The following is a 22,944-nucleotide window of genomic DNA, read 5'->3' as shown; positions in this document are numbered from 1 at the left end:
CATAATTGAGAAGCTTATTTTGCTGTTTCGATATAATCTTGAAGTTCGTTTAAGATTTGCTCAGCGCCTTCTTTGCTTAAGATGATTTTACCTTCAGCTAAAGAAAGGTTACCGTCAGATACTTCACCAGTTACTTGGCAAGTCATGTTTGGTTTATATTTCTTTAAGATGATTTTTTCGTCATCAACATAGATTTCAAGAGCGTCCTTTTCTGCAATACCTAAAGTACGGCGTAATTCGATTGGAATTACTACACGACCTAATTCATCAACTTTACGAACAATACCAGTAGATTTCATAATTTTTTTCCTCCTAAATAAATAGTTTATAAGTTTCGAGTCTATTTTTAGATTCGTCATTTTTCGACAAAATACCCTATGGACATATGATACCAATCATTTACATTTCCGTCAATTCTTAAATTCTATATTTTTTAAAAAGATTTATAGATTTCTTATTTCTTATATATAATAGATTGAGAGGAAATTCCACAATTATTTACAATATTTTCAGAAAAAAATAACAAATTTCAAGTGGAGATTGTATATTTTTTTGAAATATGAGCAATAGATGATAAAGATATCGAGCATTAAGACCCAGAATTCAAAATTAGGTTGGCTTAAAGAAGATAATTGAGATTCGGGCTGCTCGTAAAAGCCCGATTGATGTGGGCTAATAATCAGTGGGGATGAAGAAAAACCCCACTGATTAAAGTTTCACTTTATATATGAGTTTTTGATATACTGTTTATAAATACATATGAGGTTATTCGGGAGGTCCAAAACAATGACAGAGGAAAATAAGTCCTTTTATATTACTACCCCAATTTATTATCCAAGTGGAAAATTACACATTGGACATGCTTATACGACAGTAGCAGGAGATGCAATGGCACGATATAAGCGTATGCAAGGATATAATGTGCATTATTTAACAGGAACTGATGAGCATGGACAGAAGATCCAAAAGAAAGCAGAAGAGTTAAATATTACGCCACAGGCATATGTTGATAATATTGTTGCAGGAATTAAAGAGCTTTGGGAGAAGATGGATATTTCTTATGATGATTTTATTCGTACAACTGAAGATCGTCATAAAGATGTTGTCGAAAAAATCTTTAAGCAATTAGTAGATCAAGGTGACATTTATCTTGATGAATATGAAGGTTGGTATTCTGTACAAGATGAGACGTTCTATACAGAGCACCAATTAGTAGATCCAATTATGGAAGGTGACAAAGTAGTTGGAGGAAAAAGCCCAGATAGTGGTCATGATGTAGAACTTGTTCGTGAAGAATCTTATTTCTTTAGAATGGGTAAATATGTCGACAGACTATTAAAGTTCTATGAAGATAATCCACATTTCATTCAGCCGGAGTCTCGTAAAAATGAAATGATTAATAATTTTATTAAACCAGGATTAGAAGATTTAGCAGTTTCTCGTACTTCATTTGACTGGGGAGTTCGTGTTCCTGGTAACCCAAAACACGTTATTTACGTATGGGTTGACGCATTATCTAACTATATTACGGCGTTAGGTTATGGAACAGCAAATGAAGAGAAATATAAAAAATTCTGGCCTGCAGATGTGCATTTAGTTGGGAAAGAAATCGTTCGTTTCCATACAATTTATTGGCCGATAATTTTAATGGCATTAGATTTACCTCTTCCAAAGAAAGTCTTTGCTCATGGCTGGATTTTAATGAAGGATGGAAAGATGAGTAAGTCAAAAGGAAACGTAGTAGATCCAGTTACATTAATCGATCGTTATGGATTGGATGCATTACGTTATTACTTACTTCGTGAAGTTCCATTTGGATCTGATGGCGTATTTACACCAGAAGGATTTGTGGAGCGTATTAATTTCGACTTAGCAAATGACTTAGGTAATTTATTAAATCGTACAGTAGCTATGATTGATAAGTACTTTAACGGAGAAATCCCTGCATTTAAAGCAAATGTAACAGAATTTGATGAAACGTTAGTAGCGTTTGCACAAGATACTTTGAAAAAAGTAGAAGAAGCAATGGAGAATATGGAGTTCTCTGTAGCGTTAGGATCTATTTGGCAATTGGTTAGTCGTACGAATAAATATATTGATGAAACACAACCATGGGTATTAGCAAAAGATGAGAATGATCGTGAAAAGTTAGCTTCTGTAATGGCTCATTTAGCAGAAGTACTTCGTCAAACAGGTATTATGCTTATGCCATTCTTAACAGTAGCACCAAGCAAGATGTTTGCTCAGCTTGGCCTTACTGATGAGGCTCATAAATCTTGGGAAAGTTTATCTACAATTGGCTGTATTCCAGCTGGAACAAAAGTAGAAAAAGGAAACCCAATTTTCCCTCGTTTAGAAATAGAAGTGGAAGTAGAGTACATTAAAGAACAAATGAAAAGCTCTGCCCCTAAAGTAGAAGAGAAAAAAGAAGAAGAGCCGAAGGCAGAAGAAATTACAATTGATGATTTCTTTAAAGTAGAATTACGCGTAGCTGAAGTACTATCTGCTGAACCTGTGAAAAAAGCAGACAAGTTGTTAAAAATTCAACTAGACTTAGGCACAGAAAAGCGTCAAGTTGTTTCTGGAATTGCAAAATTCTATTCGCCAGAAGACCTAAAAGGTAAAAAGGTTATTTGTGTAACAAACTTAAAACCTGTAAAATTACGCGGTGAATTATCGCAAGGTATGATTTTAGCGGGTGAAGAGAATGGCGTATTGTCATTAGCATCAATTGACCAAAATCTACCAAATGGTACAAAAATCAAGTAATTAAGACAAGAAAAGAGATGTTTCACGTGTAACATGTGTGAAGCGTCTTTTTTCTTTTTACATTCTCTATTTTTGCATTAAGATTGTAGTATTGTTATCGTTAAGTTATTAAAGAACTTATTTTTGTAGAATAAACTTGATTTCAATATAAAAGGAGTTATGTATTATGTTGTTTGATACACATTCGCATTTGAATGCAGAGCAATTTGAAGAAGATTTGCAAGAAGTTATTGCCCGAATGAAAGAAGCGGGAGTTACTTATACAGTTGTTGTTGGTTTTGATGAAGTAACGATAAAAAAGGCGATGGAATTAGCTGAAGCTTATGATTTTATTTACGCTGCGGTTGGATGGCATCCAGTTGATGCAATTGACATGACAGAAGAACATTTAGCTTGGTTAGAAGAACTTGCTTCTCATCCTAAAGTCGTTGCACTTGGAGAAATGGGTTTAGATTATCATTGGGATAAGTCTCCAAAAGAAATACAGAAAGAAGTATTTCGTAAACAAATTGCATTAGCGAAAAAAGTGAAATTGCCGATTATTATACATAATCGCGATGCAACTCAAGATATTGTTGATATTCTAGAAGAAGAGAATGCAGCTGAAGTAGGAGGCATTATGCATTGTTTTAGCGGCAGCGTAGAAGTAGCAGAGCGATGTGTTGATATGAACTTTCTAATTTCGTTAGGCGGACCAGTTACATTTAAAAACGCTAAAAAGCCGAAAGAGGTTGCTACGGAGATTCCATTAGAGAAATTGTTAATAGAGACGGATTGTCCATATCTAACGCCGCATCCATTTCGAGGGAAACGAAATGAACCGAGTTATGTAAAACTCGTAGCAGAAGAAATTGCGAATTTAAAAGGTGTTTCTTATGAGGAAGTAGCAGAAATGACAACCAAAAATGCAAAAGCTTTATTTGGTGTTGAATAAAAAAGAATGGGGAAACCTGTTCTTTTTTATTTTGAAAAAACACTAGTAGAAGTGATGAAGAAAATAAATGTGAATGATGAAGTGTTACAATAAGGACAGAGAACAAAGATTTTTCTATTCTATTTTTTAAAATATAAGAATGAGGAAAATAATAATGGAAAAGTCGTCATTTTTTTGTTTTACTAAGTAGAGACGAAACGAGTGTGGAGGCAAGCATGAAAATAAAAGAGATTATCGTTGTAGAAGGTAAAGATGATACAGTTGCGATTAAGCGTGCTGTTGATGCGGATACAATTGAAACGAACGGTTCAGCAATCGGTGATCAAGTTATTGAGCAAGTTAAATTAGCGCAGCAAAAAAGGGGCGTTATTATTTTCACAGATCCAGATTATCCTGGAGAGCGTATTCGAAAAATTATTTCTGACAAGGTTCCCGGCTGTAAGCATGCCTTTTTACCGAAGGAAGAAGCGCTTGCTAAAAGGAAAAAGGGAGTTGGGATCGAACATGCTTCTAATGAGTCGATTCGCCGTGCTCTAGAGAATATACATGAAGAAATGGAAGCTTATACAAGTGAAATTAGTTGGAGTGATTTAGTCGATGCAGGCTTAGTGGGCGGAGAAATGGCAAAGAGCCGCAGAGAAAGAATGGGTAAGCTATTAAAGATTGGTTATACAAATGCAAAACAGTTACATAAACGATTACAGATGTTTCAAGTTTCAAAGGAATCATTTGGAGAAGCTTATAAGCAAGTAATACAGGAGGAAAAAAAATGAAGGATATCGCAACGCCAAATCGTACAAAAGACATTGTTGAAAAGTATGGATTTTCATTCAAAAAAAGTTTAGGACAAAACTTTTTAATTGATACAAATGTATTAAATCGTATTGTCGATCATGCAGAAATTGGTTCAGAAAGTGGTGCAATTGAAATTGGACCAGGTATCGGTGCATTAACAGAGCAATTAGCGAAGCGTGCTAAAAAAGTAGTGGCTTTTGAAATTGATCAAAGACTATTACCAATTTTAGATGAGACGTTAGCACCATATGGTAACGTTACAGTTATTAATAAAGACGTACTAAAAGCGGATGTACATGAAGTATTTAATGAGCAATTTGAAGAAGGGCAAGATGTAATGGTAGTAGCTAACTTGCCATACTATATTACAACGCCAATTTTATTTAAATTGCTTGAAGAAAAGTTACCAGTTCGTGGATTTGTTGTTATGATGCAAAAAGAAGTTGGAGATCGTTTAGCTGCTAAACCTGGAACGAAAGAGTATGGTTCTTTATCGATTGCTATTCAGTATTATACAGAAGTTGAAACAGTTATGACTGTACCGCGTACAGTGTTTGTACCACAGCCAAATGTTGATTCTGCAATTATTCGCCTTCTAAAGCGTCCGAAACCGGTTGTAGAGGTGACAGATGAAACATTCTTCTTTGAAGTAGTACGAGCAAGTTTCGCACAGCGCCGTAAAACTTTGATGAATAATTTATCAAATAATTTAAATGGTTTCCCGAAAGATAAGGAATTATTGGATCGAATTTTAACAGAAGTAGGAATTGATCCAAAGCGAAGAGGCGAAACGCTATCTATTGAAGAGTTTGCAACATTAAGTAATGCATTGGTTCTTCATAAATTATCATAAGAATATGAAAGGGACAGTTCAACTTGAACTGTCCCTTTTGTCACCTTTCTCCCTCTAAATTCATATTTTAAAAACAGGTAAGATGGCCTAATGAGTTTGGAGGTAGGAGAATGGTTTTACATGTTGGAGAATTAGTGGAACGATATTCTCATAAGAGGGATATTCTTTTTCGTATTATAGAAATAAAAGGCGAGATAGCTATATTGTTTGGAGAGGAAATTAGACTGGTGGCGGATGCGCCACTTGAAGATTTAATTAGTATAGATCAACGAGAACATAAAAAAAGGGTGAAGCGTGAGAAAGAAACAATGGAGCGCACGTATCGTTTGTTTCAACAAGATTATGTGTTAATGAAACAAAGGCATGAACATACTTCAACTGGTGGATACACAAGTGAGGTGAATTATTTTCAAATGCCGGGACGTGTATTGCATATAGATGGAGACCCTTTATATTTGCGCAAGTGCTTAGACTTATATAACAAAATTGGCGTTCCTGTACAAGGTATTCATTGTAAAGAAACGGAGATGCATGAAAAAGTAGTAGACTTAATAGATCACTTTCGCCCAGACATTCTCGTTATTACGGGGCATGATGCATATACAAAATCGAAAGGAGTGAAGGGAGATTTAGCGGCATATAGGCATTCAAGGCATTTTGTACAGGCTGTTCGAGAAGTGCGAAAAAAATATCCATCATTGGATCAACTTGTTATTTTTGCTGGGGCATGTCAATCGCACTTTGAGGCACTAATTCGTGCAGGGGCCAATTTCGCTAGTTCACCATCTAGAATTAATATTCATGCACTAGATCCTGTATATGTAGTTGGTAAAATTAGTTTTACTTCATTTATGGAGAGAGTCAATGTATGGGATGTCGTACGTAATACAATTACTGGTGAAAAGGGACTAGGTGGAATTGAAACGAGAGGGATTTTACGAACGGGATTACCTTTTCAACATTACGAAGAGTAAGCAGGGTACATATGTATCTTGCTTTTTTGTATGGAAGGATTTAAATGAATTTGGATAAAAAGAGACAAGAACGTACAGACTACGTAATGATACTTTTACAATATAGTATTTCTTCTATCTATTCAAACGCAAGATGATATTAGCTGTGAATCGAGGTTAATAATTAGGATAGATATATCGTGTTTTAAGTGTTCAATCTAAATTACAGCGAGGTGTAGCGAAGTATATGTCAAAACGTTTAGATGAAATTAAAAGCGAATTAGATCACCATCTTGGACAGCGACTTATGTTAAAAGCAAATAGTGGAAGAAGAAAAACTGTGGAGCAATCAGGTGTACTAGCAGAAACATACCGTTCTGTTTTTGTTGTACAATTGGATCAACAAGAAGATGCGTTGCAACGTGTATCTTATAGTTATGCAGATGTTTTAACAGAGACAGTAGAGTTAACATTTTATGGAGACCCTCATGATGAGGTCATTTTATAATCCGCATATCATTACATATATTTCCACAAATGAAAAGCTATATTATTTTGCATACTAACTATACCGTAGCAAAATAAGGAGGGACTCTGCATTGAGTAGACGAAGAGGTGTCATGTCAAACCAATTTAAAGAAGAGCTAGCAAAAGAGCTTGGCTTTTATGATGTTGTTCAGAAAGAAGGATGGGGCGGAATTCGTGCGAAAGATGCTGGTAACATGGTGAAACGTGCTATAGAAATTGCAGAACAGCAATTAATGAAACGAAACCAGTAGTTGTAAGATACTTTCTATGCTACGGTAGCCGAGGAGACATTCCTCGGCTTTTTGTACTCTAAAAGGTGCCATCATTTTACATAAGTAGTTTCATTCTGAATGCTTTTCGTTATAATTAGGGAAGTGTCATCGTCTTACTATAAATTTATGGTAAAATAAACGATAAAAGATTGAGTACATAGAGTGGGTGAATAGATTGAAGCTACTAGTGAAAGCACCAGCAAAGATTAATCTGTCGTTAGATGTACTGGGAAAAAGACAAGACGGATATCATGAAGTGAAAATGATTATGACAACCATTGATTTAGCAGATCGTCTAGAACTAACGGAATTAGCAGAAGACCGTATTGAAATTTTATCCCATAATCGGTATGTCCCAGACGACCAACGAAATTTAGCTTATCAGGCAGCGAAATTATTAAAAGAGAAGTTTAATGTAAAAAAAGGTGTATCTATTACTATTGAAAAAACGATTCCAGTAGCAGCTGGATTAGCAGGTGGAAGTAGTGATGCAGCAGCGACATTACGTGGTCTTAATAAATTATGGAATTTAGGGCTTACAATTGATGAGTTAGCAGAGCTTGGCGCAGAAATTGGATCAGATGTATCTTTCTGTGTATACGGCGGCACAGCAATTGCCACTGGAAGAGGAGAGAAAATTGAGCATATAAAGACTCCGCCTTCTTGTTGGGTTATTTTAGCGAAACCACATATAGGTGTATCTACTGCTGATGTGTATGGAAATTTAAAGTTAAATCGAGTTACACATCCAAATGTAGATAAAATGGTTGATGTCATAAATTCTGGAGATTATAAAGGGATTTGTGATACTGTTGGTAACGTTTTAGAAGATGTAACATTTGGAATGCATCCTGAAGTTGCACGTATTAAATCACAGATGAAGCGATTCGGAGCGGATGCTGTATTGATGAGTGGAAGTGGTCCAACTGTATTTGGACTTGTACACCATGATTCTCGAATGCATCGCATTTATAACGGATTAAAAGGATTTTGTGAACAGGTCTATGCGGTACGTTTATTAGGGGAGCGAGAAACGCTTGAATAAAGACGTATAATACGTTATGATTTGTTTAGAATATTCGTGATTTGAGGTGAGAGTATGAAAATTAGAAGAAGTACAAGATTAGTCGATATGACTTATTACTTGCTACAAAACCCTCGTCAGCTAGTATCTCTCACTTTTTTTGCTGAAAGGTATCAATCGGCTAAGTCTTCCATTAGTGAGGATTTAGTTATTATTAAGCAAACGTTTGAGCAACAAGGGGTCGGCACATTGCAAACGATACCAGGAGCAGCAGGAGGAGTGAAATATATACCGTATATAAGTGAAGAAGAGGCAGATCTAATTATTGATGAGCTTTGTGGCTTATTTGAAAACCCAGATCGTATTTTGCCTGGCGGTTACTTATACATGACAGATTTATTGAGTAATCCTCGCCATATTAATGGCGCAGGTCGTTTGTTTGCTTCTGTTTTTGCTAGGCAATCAATTGATGCGGTTATGACAGTGGCAACGAAAGGGATTCCACTTGCTTATGCAGTGGCAAATTACTTAGATGTACCAGTTGTAATTGCAAGGAAAGATAATAAGGTAACAGAAGGTCCGACTGTTAGTATTAACTATGTGTCGGGTTCTTCTAAACGAATTCAAACAATGACGTTAGCAAAACGCAGCCTTCCAGAAGGATCGAATGTTTTAATTATTGATGACTTCATGAAAGCTGGTGGAACGATTCAAGGTATGATGAGTATGTTAGAAGAGTTCAAGGCTAATGTTGTTGGTATTGGTGTATTAGTAGAATCCACAGATATTGAAGAACGACTAATTAATAATTTTGTATCATTAATTCGTCTATCGGAAGTTGATGTGAAAGAAAAAACAATTCAAGTGGAAAAAGGGAATTATTCTCTTGCACCATTTGATGAAGGGCTTGTAGAGGCTGAATAAAAGGTAGAGCAGATAGCTCTATCTTTTTTTATTTTATTTTATTTTATTTTATTTTATTTATAGATTATAAAATAGATGGACAAACTGCCTTTCGTACACTATTTTTAAAGAGTAAAATAAATAATAAAAGGGTGAAAAGTATGAAAGTTGTTCAAACAAGCAAGGCACCACAAGCGATTGGACCTTACTCACAAGGGATTATTGTAAATAATATGTTTTATAGCTCAGGACAAATTCCATTAACGGAAAATGGGGAGCTTGTAACAGGAGATGTAACAGTACAAACAGAACAAGTATTTCAAAATTTACAAGCGGTATTAGAGGAAGCGGGTGCTTCATTTGATACAGTCGTAAAAACAACAGTATTTTTAAAGGACATGGATGATTTTAATGCTGTGAATGAAGTATATAGCTCTTATTTCTCTACTCATAAACCAGCTCGATCTTGTGTGCAAGTAGCAAAATTACCGAAAGATGTTTCCGTTGAAATTGAAGTAATCGCCCTAGTTAAGTAACCTTTTGTAAGCGATAACCTCCACTAATCTCTATATTCAACTACATTAAAAATTTTTATCTTAAAAATTTTTAAAAAATTAAAGGGAAAATAGAAAATTTGTGGAATTTATACAAATATATCGCTTATTTAGAAAAGGGTGGTGAACACAAGATGGAAGTGACTGACGTAAGATTACGCCGCGTAAACACAGAAGGCCGCATGAGAGCAATTGCCTCTATTACTTTGGACCATGAATTTGTTGTTCATGATATTCGTGTAATTGATGGTAATAATGGATTATTTGTAGCAATGCCAAGTAAACGTACTCCAGATGGAGAGTTCCGTGACATTGCACATCCGATTAATTCTGGTACACGCTCTAAAATTCAAGATGCGGTTTTAACAGAGTATCATCGTTTAGGCGAGTTAGAAGAGGTTGAGTTTGAAGAAGCAGGTGCTTCGTAAAATTCGAATGAAAAGGGCTTTGACGAAAAGCCTTATAATTTTGTAGCAAACTCCTGTAAGCATTTACAGGAGTTTGTTTTTTTTTTGCTTTATATTTGAAAATTTCATAATTCATTAACATAAAAAGAAGAAACTACTAATTTTTTCAAAATCATTTTAAATAGTATAGCTTATTTCTTAAAAAAGATACTAAAGAGTAAAACATCTTATAAGAATTATGGTAAAATTTAATAGTTAAAATGTGTTTCTTGAAATATATGATGATTTAGGATAATATCTTTAATGGATAAATAGGTTGCGATGGAGGGTCTATATGTCAAACAGATTTGCAGTGATTCTAGCTGCAGGTAAAGGCACACGTATGAAGTCTAAGCTATACAAAGTGCTGCATCCTGTATGTGGAAAACCTATGGTACAACACGTAGTCGATCAAGTATCTCAATTAGGATTGCAGAAACTTGTAACGGTTGTTGGGCATGGTGCTGAAATGGTACAAGAACAGCTAGGAAACGTAAGTGAGTTTGCATTACAAGCAGAACAACTTGGTACAGCACATGCTGTAGATCAAGCTGCAAGTGTACTTGCAAATGAAGAAGGAACAACTTTAGTTATTTGTGGGGATACGCCGCTAATAACTGCTGAAACGATGGAAGCATTACTTCAGCAACATAAAGAAGCGGGAGCAATGGCGACGGTGCTAACAGCGTACATAGAAGAACCTGCTGGATATGGCCGTATTGTTCGTAATGAGAATGGTCATGTTGAAAAGATTGTTGAGCATAAAGATGCAAATGAGAAAGAATTAGCTATTAAAGAAATCAATACAGGTACGTATTGTTTTGATAATAAGGCTTTATTTGCTTCACTTTCTAAAGTTTCAAATGATAACGTACAAGGTGAATATTACCTTCCAGATGTTATTGAGATTTTAAAAAATGAAGGTCATATCGTATCAGCTTATCAAACAGAGCAGTTCGATGAAACGTTAGGTGTTAACGACAGAGTCGCTCTATCGCAAGCGGAAATTATTATGAAAAACCGTATCAACCGAAAGAACATGGTAAATGGTGTTACAATTATTGATCCAAGTAACACTTATATTTCTGCTGATGCAATTATCGGTAGTGATACAGTTCTTCATCCAGGAACAATTATTGAGGGGAACACTGTAATTGGTTCTGATTGTGAAATTGGACCACATACAGTAATTCGTGATAGTGAAATTGGAGATCGTACGACAATTCGTCAATCTACTGTACATGATAGTAAACTTGGTACAGAAGTATCGGTTGGTCCATTTGCACACATTCGCCCAGATTCAGTTATTGGAGACGAAGTACGCGTTGGAAACTTCGTGGAAATCAAAAAAACTGTCTTTGGTAATAGAAGTAAAGCTTCACACTTGAGTTATATCGGGGATGCACAAGTTGGAGAAGACGTGAATCTTGGTTGTGGTTCAATTACGGTGAACTATGACGGTAAGAATAAATTCAAAACTGTGATTGGTAATGGGGTATTTATTGGATGTAATTCAAACCTTGTTGCTCCAGTAACAGTTGAAGATGGTGCTTATGTGGCAGCAGGCTCTACAATTACAGAGAATGTTCCATCAAAAGCATTATCGGTAGCACGTGCACGTCAAGTTAACAAAGAAGACTATGTTGATCAATTGCTGAATAAGAAAAAATCATAATGTGGAGGGTTAATCTAGATGTCGACTCAATATCTAAATTCTAATTTGAAAGTATTCTCTTTAAACTCTAATAAGGAACTTGCTGAGCAGATTGCAAAGCATATTGGAGTAGGACTAGGAAAATGTTCTGTTGATCGTTTTAGTGATGGAGAAGTTCAAATTAACATTGAAGAAAGTATCCGTGGTTGCGATGTATTCATTATTCAATCTACAAGCTTCCCAGTAAACGAACATATCATGGAATTACTTATTATGATTGATGCATTAAAACGTGCATCTGCGAAAACAATTAATATTGTTATTCCTTATTATGGTTATGCGCGTCAAGACCGTAAAGCGCGTTCTCGTGAACCAATTACATCGAAACTTGTAGCAAACTTGCTTGAAACAGCAGGTGCAACTCGTGTAATCACTCTAGATTTACATGCTCCACAAATTCAAGGGTTCTTTGATATCCCAATCGACCACTTAATGGGTGTACCGATTCTTTCTGATTACTTTGAAACAAAAGGTCTTAAAGATATCGTAATCGTGTCTCCTGATCATGGTGGTGTAACTCGTGCAAGAAAAATGGCAGATCGTCTAAAAGCGCCAATCGCTATTATTGATAAGCGTCGTCCTCGCCCGAACGTATCAGAGGTAATGAACATTATCGGTAATATTGAAGGCAAAACAGCGATTTTAATTGATGACATTATTGATACAGCTGGTACAATTACATTAGCAGCAAACGCTCTTGTTGAGAACGGTGCTTCTGAAGTATATGCTTGCTGTACACACCCAGTATTATCTGGCCCAGCAATTGAGCGTATTCAAAATTCAAATATTAAAGAGTTAGTTGTAACGAACTCTATCGTATTACCAGAAGAGAAGAAAATCGACAAAGTACATGAACTTTCAGTTGCTCCATTAATTGGAGAAGCAATCATTCGTGTATACGAAGAAGAATCTGTGAGTGTATTATTCAATTAATTGGATAGAATGAGACGTAACCAATTTTGGTTACGTCTTTTCGTATCGAAAAAAGAAAGTAGTGGTACAAGAATGAAATTGATAGTAGGACTTGGGAACCCAGGTAGAGAATATGAATTAACAAGGCATAATATTGGATTTATGGCCATTGATGAACTTGCGAAGCGTTGGAACATTTCTTTGAATGAACAAAAATTTAAAGGTGTATTTGGTGCAGGGTTTGTTAATGGAGAAAAGGTAATCTTATTAAAGCCGCTAACATATATGAATTTATCTGGGGAAAGTATTCGTCCACTCATGGATTATTATAAAATTGATGTTGAGGACTTCGTTGTTATGTACGACGATTTAGACATTCCTGTAGGTAAATTGCGTCTTCGCATGAAAGGTAGTGCTGGTGGACATAATGGTGTAAAGTCAACGATTTCGCACCTAGGAACACAAGAATTTCAACGTATCCGTATGGGAATCAATCGCCCGAAAAATGGAATGAAGGTAGTCGATTATGTATTAGGACGCTTTACATCTGAAGAGATTCCGGATGTTAACCATTCTATTGAAAAAGCAGCGGATGCATGTGAAGAGTGGCTAAATAAGCCTTTTCTCCAAATCATGAATACTTTCAATAGTTAAAAGTGAGATTGGGAATATTTCTCTTTTGTTTTACCCATACTAGTAGTAATTGAATTTTTAGGAGGCTAGTATGGAAGGGTATTATTATTGCAGACACTGCGGAGGTAATGTAGGCTCCATTAACGCAGAAAAAGTATATAGCGACGTTTTATTTCAACTAACAGAGCAAGAAGTAGTAGAGATGATTCATTTTCATGAGAATGGAAATATATATATAAAAACAATTTGTGAATCGTGTCAAGAAACGCTCGCATCTTATCCTGAGTATTATGAGTATGAAAAATTTCTGCAATAAAATGTTGTCGCTTTGGCATGTCCAAAGCATTTTTCTGTTTTCCTTTTCCAAAATATTTGCATAAAATAGAATGACTTGCTCTTTATGTTGAGAGGAGTTTTAAAAATGATAGGTTTATTAGAGCAATTTTATAAAAATGAAGAGATACAATCGGTTATTAATGGATTAGAAGATGGGTTAAAAGAACAACTTATATCAGGGATGGCAACGTCTTCTCGTTCATTATTAATGGCGGCTTTATATAAAAAAACAAAAAAATCACAATTAATCGTTACACATAACTTATACCAAGCACAAAAAGTACATGAAGATTTAGTGGCGTTACTTGGTGAAAAAGATGTGTGGCTATATCCAGTGAATGAACTGATAGCATCGGAAATTGGGGTTGCAAGTCCAGAATTGAAGGCGCAACGTATAGAAGTGTTAAATCGCTTGGCTGCGGGAGAGAATGGAATCATTGTAGCGCCAGTGGCAGGATTGCGTAGATTTTTACCAATAAAAGAATTGTGGAAGCAAAAGCAAGTTGAAATCAATCTAGGGCAAGAGATTGATTTAGATGCGCTCTTGCATACTTTACATCATATTGGCTATGAACGTAAGTCGATGGTAGAAGCTCCAGGGGAGTTCAGTTTGCGCGGGGGAATATTAGATATTTATCCTTTAACTGAAGAACTACCATTTCGTATTGAATTTTTTGATACAGAAGTCGATTCTATTCGATTATTTGATGTGGATGAACAGCGTTCTCAAGGTAAAAAAGAAAGCGTTAGGTTTGGTCCGGCAACAGAGTTTTTATTTTCACAGGAAGAATTAAAATCAGGAATTCAGCATCTTGAAGAAGGTTTGACTAAGACGATGCAAAAACTTTCTGATGATAAACTAAAGACTACAGTGCTTGAGACGGTAAGTCATGAAATTGAGATGTTGAAAAACGGGCAAAGTATAGAACAGATGTTTAAATACTTATCTATTTTCTATAAAGAACCTGCTAGTCTGATAGATTATTTACCAGAAGATGGTGTTGTAATTTTAGATGAGATTTCCCGTATTCAAGAAACAGCATCACATCTTGAAACAGAAGAGGCGGAATGGTATATATCACTTCTTGGTGAAGGAACAATTATTCAAGATTTATCTTTCTCTCACGCATTTGAGGGGTTTCTTCATCATAAAAAAAGAAGTTTTGTATATTTAACGTTATTCTTGCGTCATATCGCACACACACATCCGCAAAATATTGTAAATGTAACATGTAAAACAATGCAAGATTTCCATGGACAGATGAATTTGTTAAAAACAGAAATTGATAGATGGAATGAAGGGCATTTTACGACTGTTGTACTTGGAACAGATGATGAACGTGTGAAGAAATTACAACATATTTTAAGTGATTATGATATTGAGGCAGATATTGTAGAAGGCACAGATATCTTATTGCCTGGAAGGCTACAAATTGCTGTAGGTGATTTACATGCAGGGTTTGAAATGCCGATGCAAAAGCTTGTTGTCATTACTGAAAAGGAGCTTTTTCATAAGAAAGTTAAAAAATCACAACGTAAACAAAAGTTATCGAATGCTGAACGTATTAAAAGTTATTCGGAATTAAAAGTTGGAGATTATGTAGTTCACGTAAATCATGGTATAGGTAAATTTTTAGGTATTGAGACATTAGAGATTAATGGTGTTCATAAAGATTATTTAAATATTAAATATCAAGGTAATGATAAGTTATACGTTCCAATTGAACAAATTGATCAAGTCCAAAAATATGTAGGGTCTGAAGGTAAGGATCCGAAAGTTTACAAATTAGGTGGAAATGATTGGAAAAAGGTTAAAACGAAAGTTGAAAAATCTGTACAAGACATTGCGGATGACCTAATTAAACTATATGCTGAGCGCGAAGCTTCAAAAGGCTATGCATATACGCCAGATACGGCAGAACAACAAGAGTTCGAATCATCTTTCCCATATCAAGAGACAGAGGATCAGTTACGTTCTATTGACGAGATTAAAAAAGATATGGAACGCGGACGCCCAATGGATAGGCTCCTTTGTGGTGATGTAGGGTATGGAAAGACGGAAGTGGCTATTCGTGCGGCATTTAAAGCAATTATGGATGAAAAACAAGTTGCAATTTTAGTACCGACAACGATTCTTGCGCAGCAACACTATGAAACAATTCGAGAGCGTTTTCAAGATTATCCAATCAATATAGGATTATTAAGTAGATTCCGTACGAGAAAACAACAAAATGAAACGATTAAGGGCTTAAAGGATGGCACAATAGATATTGTAATCGGAACACATCGTATTTTATCTAAAGATGTCACTTATAAAGATTTAGGGCTTCTTATTATTGATGAAGAACAAAGATTTGGTGTAACGCATAAAGAAAAAATTAAACAATTGAAGGCGAATGTTGACGTATTAACATTAACGGCAACTCCGATTCCGCGGACGCTTCATATGTCTATGCTTGGTGTGCGCGACTTATCTGTTATTGAGACACCGCCAGAAAATCGTTTCCCAGTCCAAACGTATGTAGTAGAGTATAATCCAGCATTAATGCGAGAGGCGATAGAGCGAGAGCTTGCAAGAGGCGGTCAAATTTACTTCCTATATAACCGTGTAGAGGATATTGAAAGAAAAGCAGATGAAATTTCGATGTTAGTTCCAGATGCTCGCGTAACGTACGCACATGGGAAAATGAACGAAAGTGAATTAGAGTCTGTTATGCTATCATTTTTAGAAGGACAGCATGATGTTCTTGTAAGTACAACAATTATTGAGACGGGTGTAGATATTCCGAACGTAAATACGTTAATTGTATTTGATGCAGATCGTATGGGGTTATCACAGTTGTACCAGCTTCGTGGGCGTGTTGGACGTTCTAATCGTGTTGCATATGCATACTTTGCCTATAAACGTGACAAAGTGCTGTCAGAAGTTGCAGAGAAGCGTCTGCAAGCAATTAAAGAGTTCACAGAACTTGGATCTGGTTTCAAAATTGCGATGAGAGATTTATCTATTCGTGGAGCAGGTAATTTGTTAGGAGCAGAACAGCATGGGTTTATTGATTCTGTCGGATTTGATCTATATTCTCAAATGTTAAAAGATGCAATTGAACAGCGAAGAGGAACAGATGGAGCTGAAAATACAGTTAATGTTGAAATTGACTTAGAGGTAGATGCATACTTACCAGATGCTTATATTTCAGATAGTAAGCAAAAAATTATGATGTATAAACAATTTAGAGGTGTTTCTGCAATTGAGGATATTGAAGAATTGCAGGAAGAAATGATCGATAGATTCGGTGATTACCCACAAGAAGTTGGTTATTTATTACAAATTGCAAATATTAAAGTGTTGGCAATGAAAGAACAAATTGAGTTAATTAAGCAGAATAAATTTGAAGTAACATTCCTGTTTTCTGAACAAGCAAGTCAAAATATTGATGGTGGAAAATTATTCATGCTCGGAAATAGTTTTGGGCGTATGATCGGTCTAGGAATGGAAGGATCACAATTGAAAATTGTTATGAAAACAAATGGCTTAGAGACATCGAAGTGGTTAACAATTGCTGAAAATTTATTAAAAGGCTTACCAGATGTGAAAAAAGAAGTAATAAATGCCTAAAATAAGATAAAAAAATACAATTCGACGTGCATAGAAGAACTAATGTGTAAAATACTATGTCTAACAGTTGGTGATTTTTACATGAACAGGTAAATTCACCACTTTGATCATCAGTAGAAAGTGAGGCAGCATTAGAATGAAAGCAACTGGAATCGTACGTCGAATTGATGATTTAGGCAGGGTAGTAATCCCAAAGGAAATTCGTAGAACTTTACGTATTCGAGAAGGAGACCCACTAGAAATATTTGTTGATCGCGATGGAGAAGTAATTTTAAAGAAGTATTCTCCAATTAGTGAACTAGGTGATTTTGCAAAGGAATATGCTGAGGCTTTATATGACAGCTTAGGACATAATGTGCTTGTCTGTGACCGAGATTCTATCATCGCAGTATCAGGCGTATCGAAAAAAGAATACTTAAATAAAAGTGTTGGCGATCTAATCGAAAAAACGATGGAAGAAAGAAAGTCTGTTATTATGACGGACGAAAGTGATATTTCCATTATCGATGGTGTAACAGAAAAGGTTCATTCTTATACAGTTGGACCGATTGTTGCAAACGGAGACCCAATTGGAGCCGTCATTATTTTTTCAAAAGAAGCTATTATAAGCGAAATCGAGCATAAAGCGGTTAATACTGCTGCCAGTTTCTTAGCGAAACAAATGGAACAGTAAGGGTATATTGATTTTAGAAGTAGCAATCTTTCCTAATTATGATCTTTCTTTTTGAGAAATCAATTATTTGGAGATATATGTATATTGAATGAAGGTAGCGCTTTGCTACCTTTTTTCGTTGAATATTTTTAACGTGTAGGGACCTAGTATTACCCGTGGTGGTAAGGGATTTTGTACTTTTCTTTATGATATAATACGAGAGGTGAGAATAGAAAAAGGAGTTTTCTTGTATGGAAGCGAAGAAGTATCAAGCCTTTTGGCGTGGGGCTATTATATTAACGATTGCAAGTTTTGTTACAAAAGTATTAAGCGCTTTTTACCGTATTCCATATCAAAATATAGCAGGGGATATTGGTTTTTATATTTACCAACAAATTTACCCGTTTTATGGATTTTGTTTAATTTTAGCTACTTATGGGTTTCCTGTTATCATTTCAAAAATGGTTGCAGAACGACTAGAGTGGGGAAAACAGAAAGAAGCAGAAGAAATTATTTGTGTATCTTTTTGGTTTTTATTAGGAATTGGTTTTATAGGTTTCTTTACATTGTTTTTTGGGGCCGAAACAATCGCGATAGCTATGGGCGATATGCACTTAGATAAGTTGCTACGTGTTATTTCGTTTTCGTTCTTATTGATGCCGTTTTTGTCTGTAGCAAGAGGGTATTTTCAAGGGTTCAATAATATGATGCCAACGGCTGTTTCGCAAGTAATAGAACAAACAATTCGAGTTTCTATTATTGTATTTTTATCGCTATTCCTAATTGCTCACGGATTTGATTTATATACAGTTGGTGCAGGGGCTATGTTAGGCTCAATTGCGGGTGGACTTATTGGGATTATTGTACTTATGTTGTATATGCGTCGAGATTTTCGTTCCATATTTTTTAAACGTGTAGCGAGAATTAAGGGTAAAAGGAAGATAATTAAAATCCTTTTTTGGCAGGGGTTAGCGATTTGTGTTAGTAATTTAGTGCTTATTTTTATACAGATGGCTGATTCAATGTCCTTGTACACTTTACTTATTGGTGCGGGAGAACAGGCTGAAAGTGCAAAAGTATTAAAGGGTGTTTATGATAGGAGTATTCCGCTAATGCAATTAGGTACTGTTGTGACGACTTCTTTCTCGTTATCACTTATTCCAATTATTACAGCGGCGAAGGAAAGAGGAGATCTTTCCTTTATTCAAGAAAAGGTAAAGTTAGCAATGAAAATAACATTTGTTATTGGATTTGCAGCAGCTATTGGACTAACTTGTATTATTCAACCTACGAATATTATGTTGTTTGAAAATAGTGATGGATCAGATGTTTTATCTATTTTATCTTTATCTATTTTATTTAGTTCATTGTCAATTACGACGGCTTCTATTTTACAAGGGTTGGGACAAACATTTAAGCCAGCATTATTTGTTGTATTTGGAGGTTGCTTAAAGTTAGCGTTAAATTATATATTCATGCCTTATTTTGGTGTGAAAGGGGCAGCCTTAGCGACTTTATGTGCGTTAATCATAATTTCTGGACTAAATAGTTTGTTGCTTATGAGAGCTGTATCAGGGTCACTTATCAATAAGCGAAATATGTTAGGTGTAGTAATTAGTGGTATCTGTATGGGATTTGTATTAATGATGTTCACGCGTGTGTTGCAGATGTCTGGATTAGTAATTGATACGGAACATAGAGCGAGCGCGACGCTTGAAGCGTTGTTAGGTGTAGCCATCGGCGGATTGACATATATGTTTTTTATTTTAAAATTACGTGTATTTACAAAAAAAGAATTAGGAACTGTTATGAAACAAGAGAAAAAAGAAGGTTCATTGAAGAAGAGTGGATAGAGGTGACAGGTTGTGAGTGGAATCATTACTGTTTTAGGTTTAGGTGCTGGTGAATTAGATCAGCTAACGATGGGTGTATATCGAAAAATAAAAGAAGCAGATCATCTGTTTGTTAGAACGAAGGAACATCCAGTTATAGAAGAATTGGAGAAAGAAGGCATACAATATACGGCTTTTGATGCTGTATATGAAGCACATGATACGTTTGAAATTGTATATGAAACAATTGCGAATAAATTGCTAGAACAAGCTGAAGGTACAGAAATTATCTATGCGGTTCCGGGGCATCCACTTGTAGCAGAAAGAACAGTTCAGCTATTGTTGGAAAAAGGAGACGTTTCAAATGTTGAAGTGCGAATTGAGGGTGGACAAAGTTTCCTTGATCCTATGTTTGCAAGCCTAAAAATTGATCCGATTGAAGGATTTCAATTACTTGATGCTACATCATTTGAAAGAGGGCAATTAGAATTACGTCAACATTTAATCTTTTGCCAAGTATATGATGCATTCGTTGCATCTGATGTGAAATTAACATTAATGGAGATGTTGCCAGATGATTATGAAGTGTATATCGTAACAGCTGCAGGAACTTCATTTGAACAAGTAAAGAAGGTACCGTTGTACATGTTAGATCATGAAACGGAATTGAATAATTTAACAAGTGTGTACGTGCCACCTGTTCAGGAGCGTGCGTCCTTGTATCAACAGTTTGATGTTCTTAGAGAAATTATTGCAGACCTGCGTGGTCCAAATGGTTGTCCGTGGGATAAAAAGCAAACGCATCAATCATTAAAGAAATATTTAATTGAGGAAGCTTATGAGGTGTTGGAAGCAATTGATGAAGAGGATGATGATCACTTAGTAGAAGAATTAGGTGATATATTATTACAAGTTATGCTTCATGCTCAAATCGGAGAAGATGAAGGTTGGTTCTCTATAGATGATATCATTCGAACTCTATCTGAAAAAATGGTTCGTCGTCATCCACATGTATTTGGAAATACGGATGTAAACAATGCGGATGAAGTGATTGCCAATTGGGAAGAAATTAAAAAACAAGAAAAAGGATTCGTGAAAGAATCTGTTTTAAATGGCGTTCCTAAAAGTTTGCCGCAGTTACTACGAGCCTTTGAAATTCAGAAGAAAGCTGGTAAGGTTGGATTTGATTGGGTTGATGTGCAGCCGATGATAGAGAAAGCTTTGGAAGAATGGCAAGAGTTCCAACAAGAAGTTACAAACATGGATGAGGAAAAGATGCTAGGTGAGTTTGGTGATTTACTATTTGCATTTGTTAATATAGCCCGTCATTACAAAATAGATCCAGAAGAGGCGTTACGTTCAACTAATGAGAAATTTACTGGTCGTTTTTTATACATGGAGGCAAAAGTAGCTGAAATGAATAAAGAGATGGAAGATTTATCATTAGAACAGTTAGATGTTTTATGGGAAGAAGCGAAACAAACAGAGCGTTAATAGGGGGATTTGATATGCGTCTAGATAAGTTTTTAAAAGTGTCACGTTTAATTAAAAGAAGAACATTAGCGAAAGAAGTAGCTGATCAAGGAAGAATATCTATTAATGGTCAAGTGGCAAAAGCGAGTTCTGATGTGAAAGTAGCTGATGAATTAACAATTCGTTTTGGTCAAAAAATAGTGACTGTAAAAATAAATGAATTGAAAGAAACAACTAAAAAAGAAGATGCAGCAAATATGTATAGCTTAGTTCGTGAAGAAAAAGTAAAAGCGGAAGAAGGCTTGTTCTAAAATCATGTATCCCCTCATACATTACTATTAGCTAGTAAAAACCTATGGGGGGATTTACGTGAATAATGGTTACTCACCTACGTCTTCTAATCAACAAAATGTTTCTGTAGAACATGACATTATTATGCGTGGCAGGCGTATAATTGATATTACCGGTGTGAAGCAGGTAGAGAGTTTTGATAGCGAAGAGTTTTTGCTAGAGACCGTAATGGGTTTTTTAACGATTCGTGGTCAAAATTTACAAATGAAAAATTTAGATGTAGAAAAAGGTATTGTGTCGATTAAAGGGAAAGTTAATGAGATGCTGTATATTGATGAAAATCAAGGGGAAAAAACTAAAGGTTTCTTTAGTAAGTTGTTTAAATGAGTCTAACAATTCAGTTGTATACAATGCTTTCAATGATTGGAATGGGTGCTTGGATTGGAGCGTCTTTAGATACATATCAACGTTTTTTAAAGCGCCAAGAACGTAAACGTTGGCTTGTATTTATACAAGATATATTATTTTGGATTGTCCAAGCATTATTCGTCTTTTATGTATTGCTTCTCGTAAATGAAGCTGAACTACGTATATATGTGTTTTTGGCATTGTTATGTGGTTTTGCGGCATATCAAAGCTTACTGAAAGCACTATACATGAAGCTGTTAAATTTTCTCATCTATATTTTTATGCAAACAACATATTTTTTTGTTCGAATTATACAGCTACTCATGATAAAACCTGTTATTATTATAGCGCAGCTATTTATTGCATTTATATTATTCTTATTTCGTATACTGCTTTCAATTGGACATGTGTTATGGAAAATTGTGATTTGGATATTACTTTTCATATGGAAAGTTTTTTTCTGGCCTGTTCGATTTATTGCTTCGCTCATATGGAAACTTCTCCCTAATCGTGTTAAACTTTTTATAGTGAAACATATAGGGTTCCTGCAATATATAGCAAAATTGAAGGGACATATCTTCCAAATATGGGAGCGTATAAAAAAGAAGTTAGGGGGACCTCGGAAATGAGGGAACTGAGACAAAGAACAATCGAAAAACAGAGTCCAAATCCTGTTAAAGAGCATATAATACAAACGGATGAGAACAGGAAGCGACTTTATCGCCGTTTAGCGGTTTTTCTTGTCTTTACTTTTACAATTATTGCGAGTATTAGTGTAACGTTTTATCAACAAAACAGTTCCATTAAAGCAAAAGAAGCAAAAGTTAAGGACATGAAAAAAGAACTGGATTCATTAACGAATAAAGAAAAAAGTCTAAAAGACGAAGTTCAAAAGTTAAATGATGAAGAGTACGTATTAAAGATTGCTAGAAGGGATTATTTCTTCTCTGGTAAAGGGGAGATAATTTTTCCTGTTTCGAAGTAGAGTATGTCTTATTGACACTATATTTTAGGATTATATATAATAAAGTAAAATTTGACTTTTT

General features: G+C 35.3%; 24 protein-coding genes. 23 read left to right on the top strand and 1 reads right to left on the bottom strand.

What is annotated here, in order from left to right; genetic code table 11:
- Positions 1-14 precede the first annotated feature (14 nt).
- A complete protein-coding gene (locus BUA87_RS27940) occupies positions 15-299 on the bottom strand; it encodes an AbrB/MazE/SpoVT family DNA-binding domain-containing protein (protein WP_000843036.1) in 285 nt (94 codons plus the stop codon).
- A gap of 460 nt (positions 300-759) precedes the next feature.
- Here BUA87_RS27940 and metG point away from each other — a divergent pair, with 460 nt between their 5' ends.
- The 23 genes from metG (at position 760) to divIC (ending at position 22,883) form a co-directional block, all read left to right on the top strand.
- The gene (metG, locus tag BUA87_RS27935; RefSeq protein WP_071713453.1) at positions 760-2,769 is read left to right on the top strand and encodes a methionine--tRNA ligase; all 2,010 of its coding nucleotides are present in this window, start codon (positions 760-762) and stop codon (positions 2,767-2,769) included.
- 166 nt (positions 2,770-2,935) lie between these two features.
- A complete protein-coding gene (locus BUA87_RS27930; protein WP_000895840.1) occupies positions 2,936-3,703 on the top strand; it encodes a TatD family hydrolase in 768 nt (255 codons plus the stop codon).
- A 215-nt stretch (positions 3,704-3,918) separates the two neighbouring features.
- Positions 3,919-4,476 (top strand): ribonuclease M5, encoded by a 558-nt coding sequence (gene rnmV / locus BUA87_RS27925; RefSeq protein ID WP_072941453.1) that lies wholly within the window; start codon positions 3,919-3,921, stop codon positions 4,474-4,476.
- Positions 4,473-5,351: a 16S rRNA (adenine(1518)-N(6)/adenine(1519)-N(6))-dimethyltransferase RsmA gene (gene rsmA / locus BUA87_RS27920; protein WP_000651548.1), complete on the top strand. Its 879-nt coding sequence runs from the start codon at positions 4,473-4,475 to the stop codon at positions 5,349-5,351. Before rnmV ends, rsmA begins: the two co-directional genes overlap by 4 nt.
- Positions 5,352-5,461: 110 nt before the next feature.
- Positions 5,462-6,325 carry a sporulation peptidase YabG gene (gene yabG, locus BUA87_RS27915; RefSeq protein ID WP_000242868.1) on the top strand — a complete coding sequence of 288 codons (864 nt, stop codon included), beginning with the start codon at positions 5,462-5,464 and terminating at the stop codon, positions 6,323-6,325.
- Positions 6,326-6,551: 226 nt separating this feature from the next.
- Positions 6,552-6,812 carry a biofilm formation stimulator Veg gene (locus BUA87_RS27910; RefSeq protein WP_000044346.1) on the top strand — a complete coding sequence of 87 codons (261 nt, stop codon included), beginning with the start codon at positions 6,552-6,554 and terminating at the stop codon, positions 6,810-6,812.
- A gap of 112 nt (positions 6,813-6,924) precedes the next feature.
- The gene (locus BUA87_RS27905; RefSeq protein WP_000070633.1) at positions 6,925-7,083 is read left to right on the top strand and encodes a small, acid-soluble spore protein, alpha/beta type; all 159 of its coding nucleotides are present in this window, start codon (positions 6,925-6,927) and stop codon (positions 7,081-7,083) included.
- Positions 7,084-7,279: 196 nt separating this feature from the next.
- Positions 7,280-8,149, top strand: a complete 870-nt coding sequence (gene ispE / locus BUA87_RS27900; protein WP_000772104.1) for a 4-(cytidine 5'-diphospho)-2-C-methyl-D-erythritol kinase — start codon at positions 7,280-7,282, stop codon at positions 8,147-8,149.
- 54 nt (positions 8,150-8,203) lie between these two features.
- Positions 8,204-9,052: a pur operon repressor gene (purR, locus tag BUA87_RS27895; RefSeq protein WP_000702467.1), complete on the top strand. Its 849-nt coding sequence runs from the start codon at positions 8,204-8,206 to the stop codon at positions 9,050-9,052.
- Positions 9,053-9,192: 140 nt separating this feature from the next.
- A complete protein-coding gene (locus BUA87_RS27890) occupies positions 9,193-9,567 on the top strand; it encodes a RidA family protein (RefSeq protein ID WP_000869823.1) in 375 nt (124 codons plus the stop codon).
- A 152-nt stretch (positions 9,568-9,719) separates the two neighbouring features.
- Entirely contained in the window at positions 9,720-10,013 is a 294-nt protein-coding gene (spoVG, locus tag BUA87_RS27885; RefSeq protein ID WP_000454041.1) for a septation regulator SpoVG, read from the top strand.
- A 313-nt stretch (positions 10,014-10,326) separates the two neighbouring features.
- Complete coding sequence (gene glmU, locus BUA87_RS27880; protein WP_000071039.1) at positions 10,327-11,706, top strand: bifunctional UDP-N-acetylglucosamine diphosphorylase/glucosamine-1-phosphate N-acetyltransferase GlmU; 1,380 nt, start codon at positions 10,327-10,329, stop codon at positions 11,704-11,706.
- A gap of 18 nt (positions 11,707-11,724) precedes the next feature.
- Positions 11,725-12,678 carry a ribose-phosphate diphosphokinase gene (locus tag BUA87_RS27875; RefSeq protein ID WP_000107420.1) on the top strand — a complete coding sequence of 318 codons (954 nt, stop codon included), beginning with the start codon at positions 11,725-11,727 and terminating at the stop codon, positions 12,676-12,678.
- A gap of 72 nt (positions 12,679-12,750) precedes the next feature.
- On the top strand, positions 12,751-13,311 hold the full coding sequence (gene pth / locus BUA87_RS27870) for an aminoacyl-tRNA hydrolase (RefSeq protein ID WP_083530696.1): 561 nt from the start codon (positions 12,751-12,753) through the stop codon (positions 13,309-13,311).
- A gap of 70 nt (positions 13,312-13,381) precedes the next feature.
- On the top strand, positions 13,382-13,606 hold the full coding sequence (locus tag BUA87_RS27865) for an anti-sigma-F factor Fin family protein (protein WP_000399438.1): 225 nt from the start codon (positions 13,382-13,384) through the stop codon (positions 13,604-13,606).
- Positions 13,607-13,711: 105 nt separating this feature from the next.
- Positions 13,712-17,242 carry a transcription-repair coupling factor gene (mfd, locus tag BUA87_RS27860; RefSeq protein WP_000579684.1) on the top strand — a complete coding sequence of 1,177 codons (3,531 nt, stop codon included), beginning with the start codon at positions 13,712-13,714 and terminating at the stop codon, positions 17,240-17,242.
- Between the two features lie 136 nt (positions 17,243-17,378).
- On the top strand, positions 17,379-17,915 hold the full coding sequence (spoVT, locus tag BUA87_RS27855; RefSeq protein ID WP_000648306.1) for a stage V sporulation protein T: 537 nt from the start codon (positions 17,379-17,381) through the stop codon (positions 17,913-17,915).
- A gap of 230 nt (positions 17,916-18,145) precedes the next feature.
- Complete coding sequence (locus tag BUA87_RS27850) at positions 18,146-19,747, top strand: putative polysaccharide biosynthesis protein (protein ID WP_000387594.1); 1,602 nt, start codon at positions 18,146-18,148, stop codon at positions 19,745-19,747.
- A gap of 12 nt (positions 19,748-19,759) precedes the next feature.
- Complete coding sequence (gene mazG, locus BUA87_RS27845) at positions 19,760-21,220, top strand: bifunctional methyltransferase/pyrophosphohydrolase YabN (protein WP_000014278.1); 1,461 nt, start codon at positions 19,760-19,762, stop codon at positions 21,218-21,220.
- Between the two features lie 14 nt (positions 21,221-21,234).
- Complete coding sequence (locus tag BUA87_RS27840; RefSeq protein ID WP_001234876.1) at positions 21,235-21,510, top strand: RNA-binding S4 domain-containing protein; 276 nt, start codon at positions 21,235-21,237, stop codon at positions 21,508-21,510.
- A 58-nt stretch (positions 21,511-21,568) separates the two neighbouring features.
- Positions 21,569-21,877 carry a sporulation protein YabP gene (gene yabP / locus BUA87_RS27835; protein WP_001059104.1) on the top strand — a complete coding sequence of 103 codons (309 nt, stop codon included), beginning with the start codon at positions 21,569-21,571 and terminating at the stop codon, positions 21,875-21,877.
- Positions 21,874-22,527, top strand: coding sequence for a spore cortex biosynthesis protein YabQ (gene yabQ, locus BUA87_RS27830; RefSeq protein ID WP_000059781.1), 654 nt, complete (start codon positions 21,874-21,876; stop codon positions 22,525-22,527). The genes yabP and yabQ overlap by 4 nt, the downstream gene beginning before the upstream one ends.
- On the top strand, positions 22,524-22,883 hold the full coding sequence (gene divIC / locus BUA87_RS27825) for a cell division protein DivIC (RefSeq protein WP_001208739.1): 360 nt from the start codon (positions 22,524-22,526) through the stop codon (positions 22,881-22,883). Before yabQ ends, divIC begins: the two co-directional genes overlap by 4 nt.
- Positions 22,884-22,944: the final 61 nt, after the last annotated feature.

Origin of the sequence: Bacillus sp. bc15 (genome assembly GCF_900142585.1) — a bacterium.
Lineage (GTDB): Bacteria > Bacillota > Bacilli > Bacillales > Bacillaceae_G > Bacillus_A > Bacillus_A cereus.
This window is presented reverse-complemented; position numbering and strand designations above follow the sequence as displayed.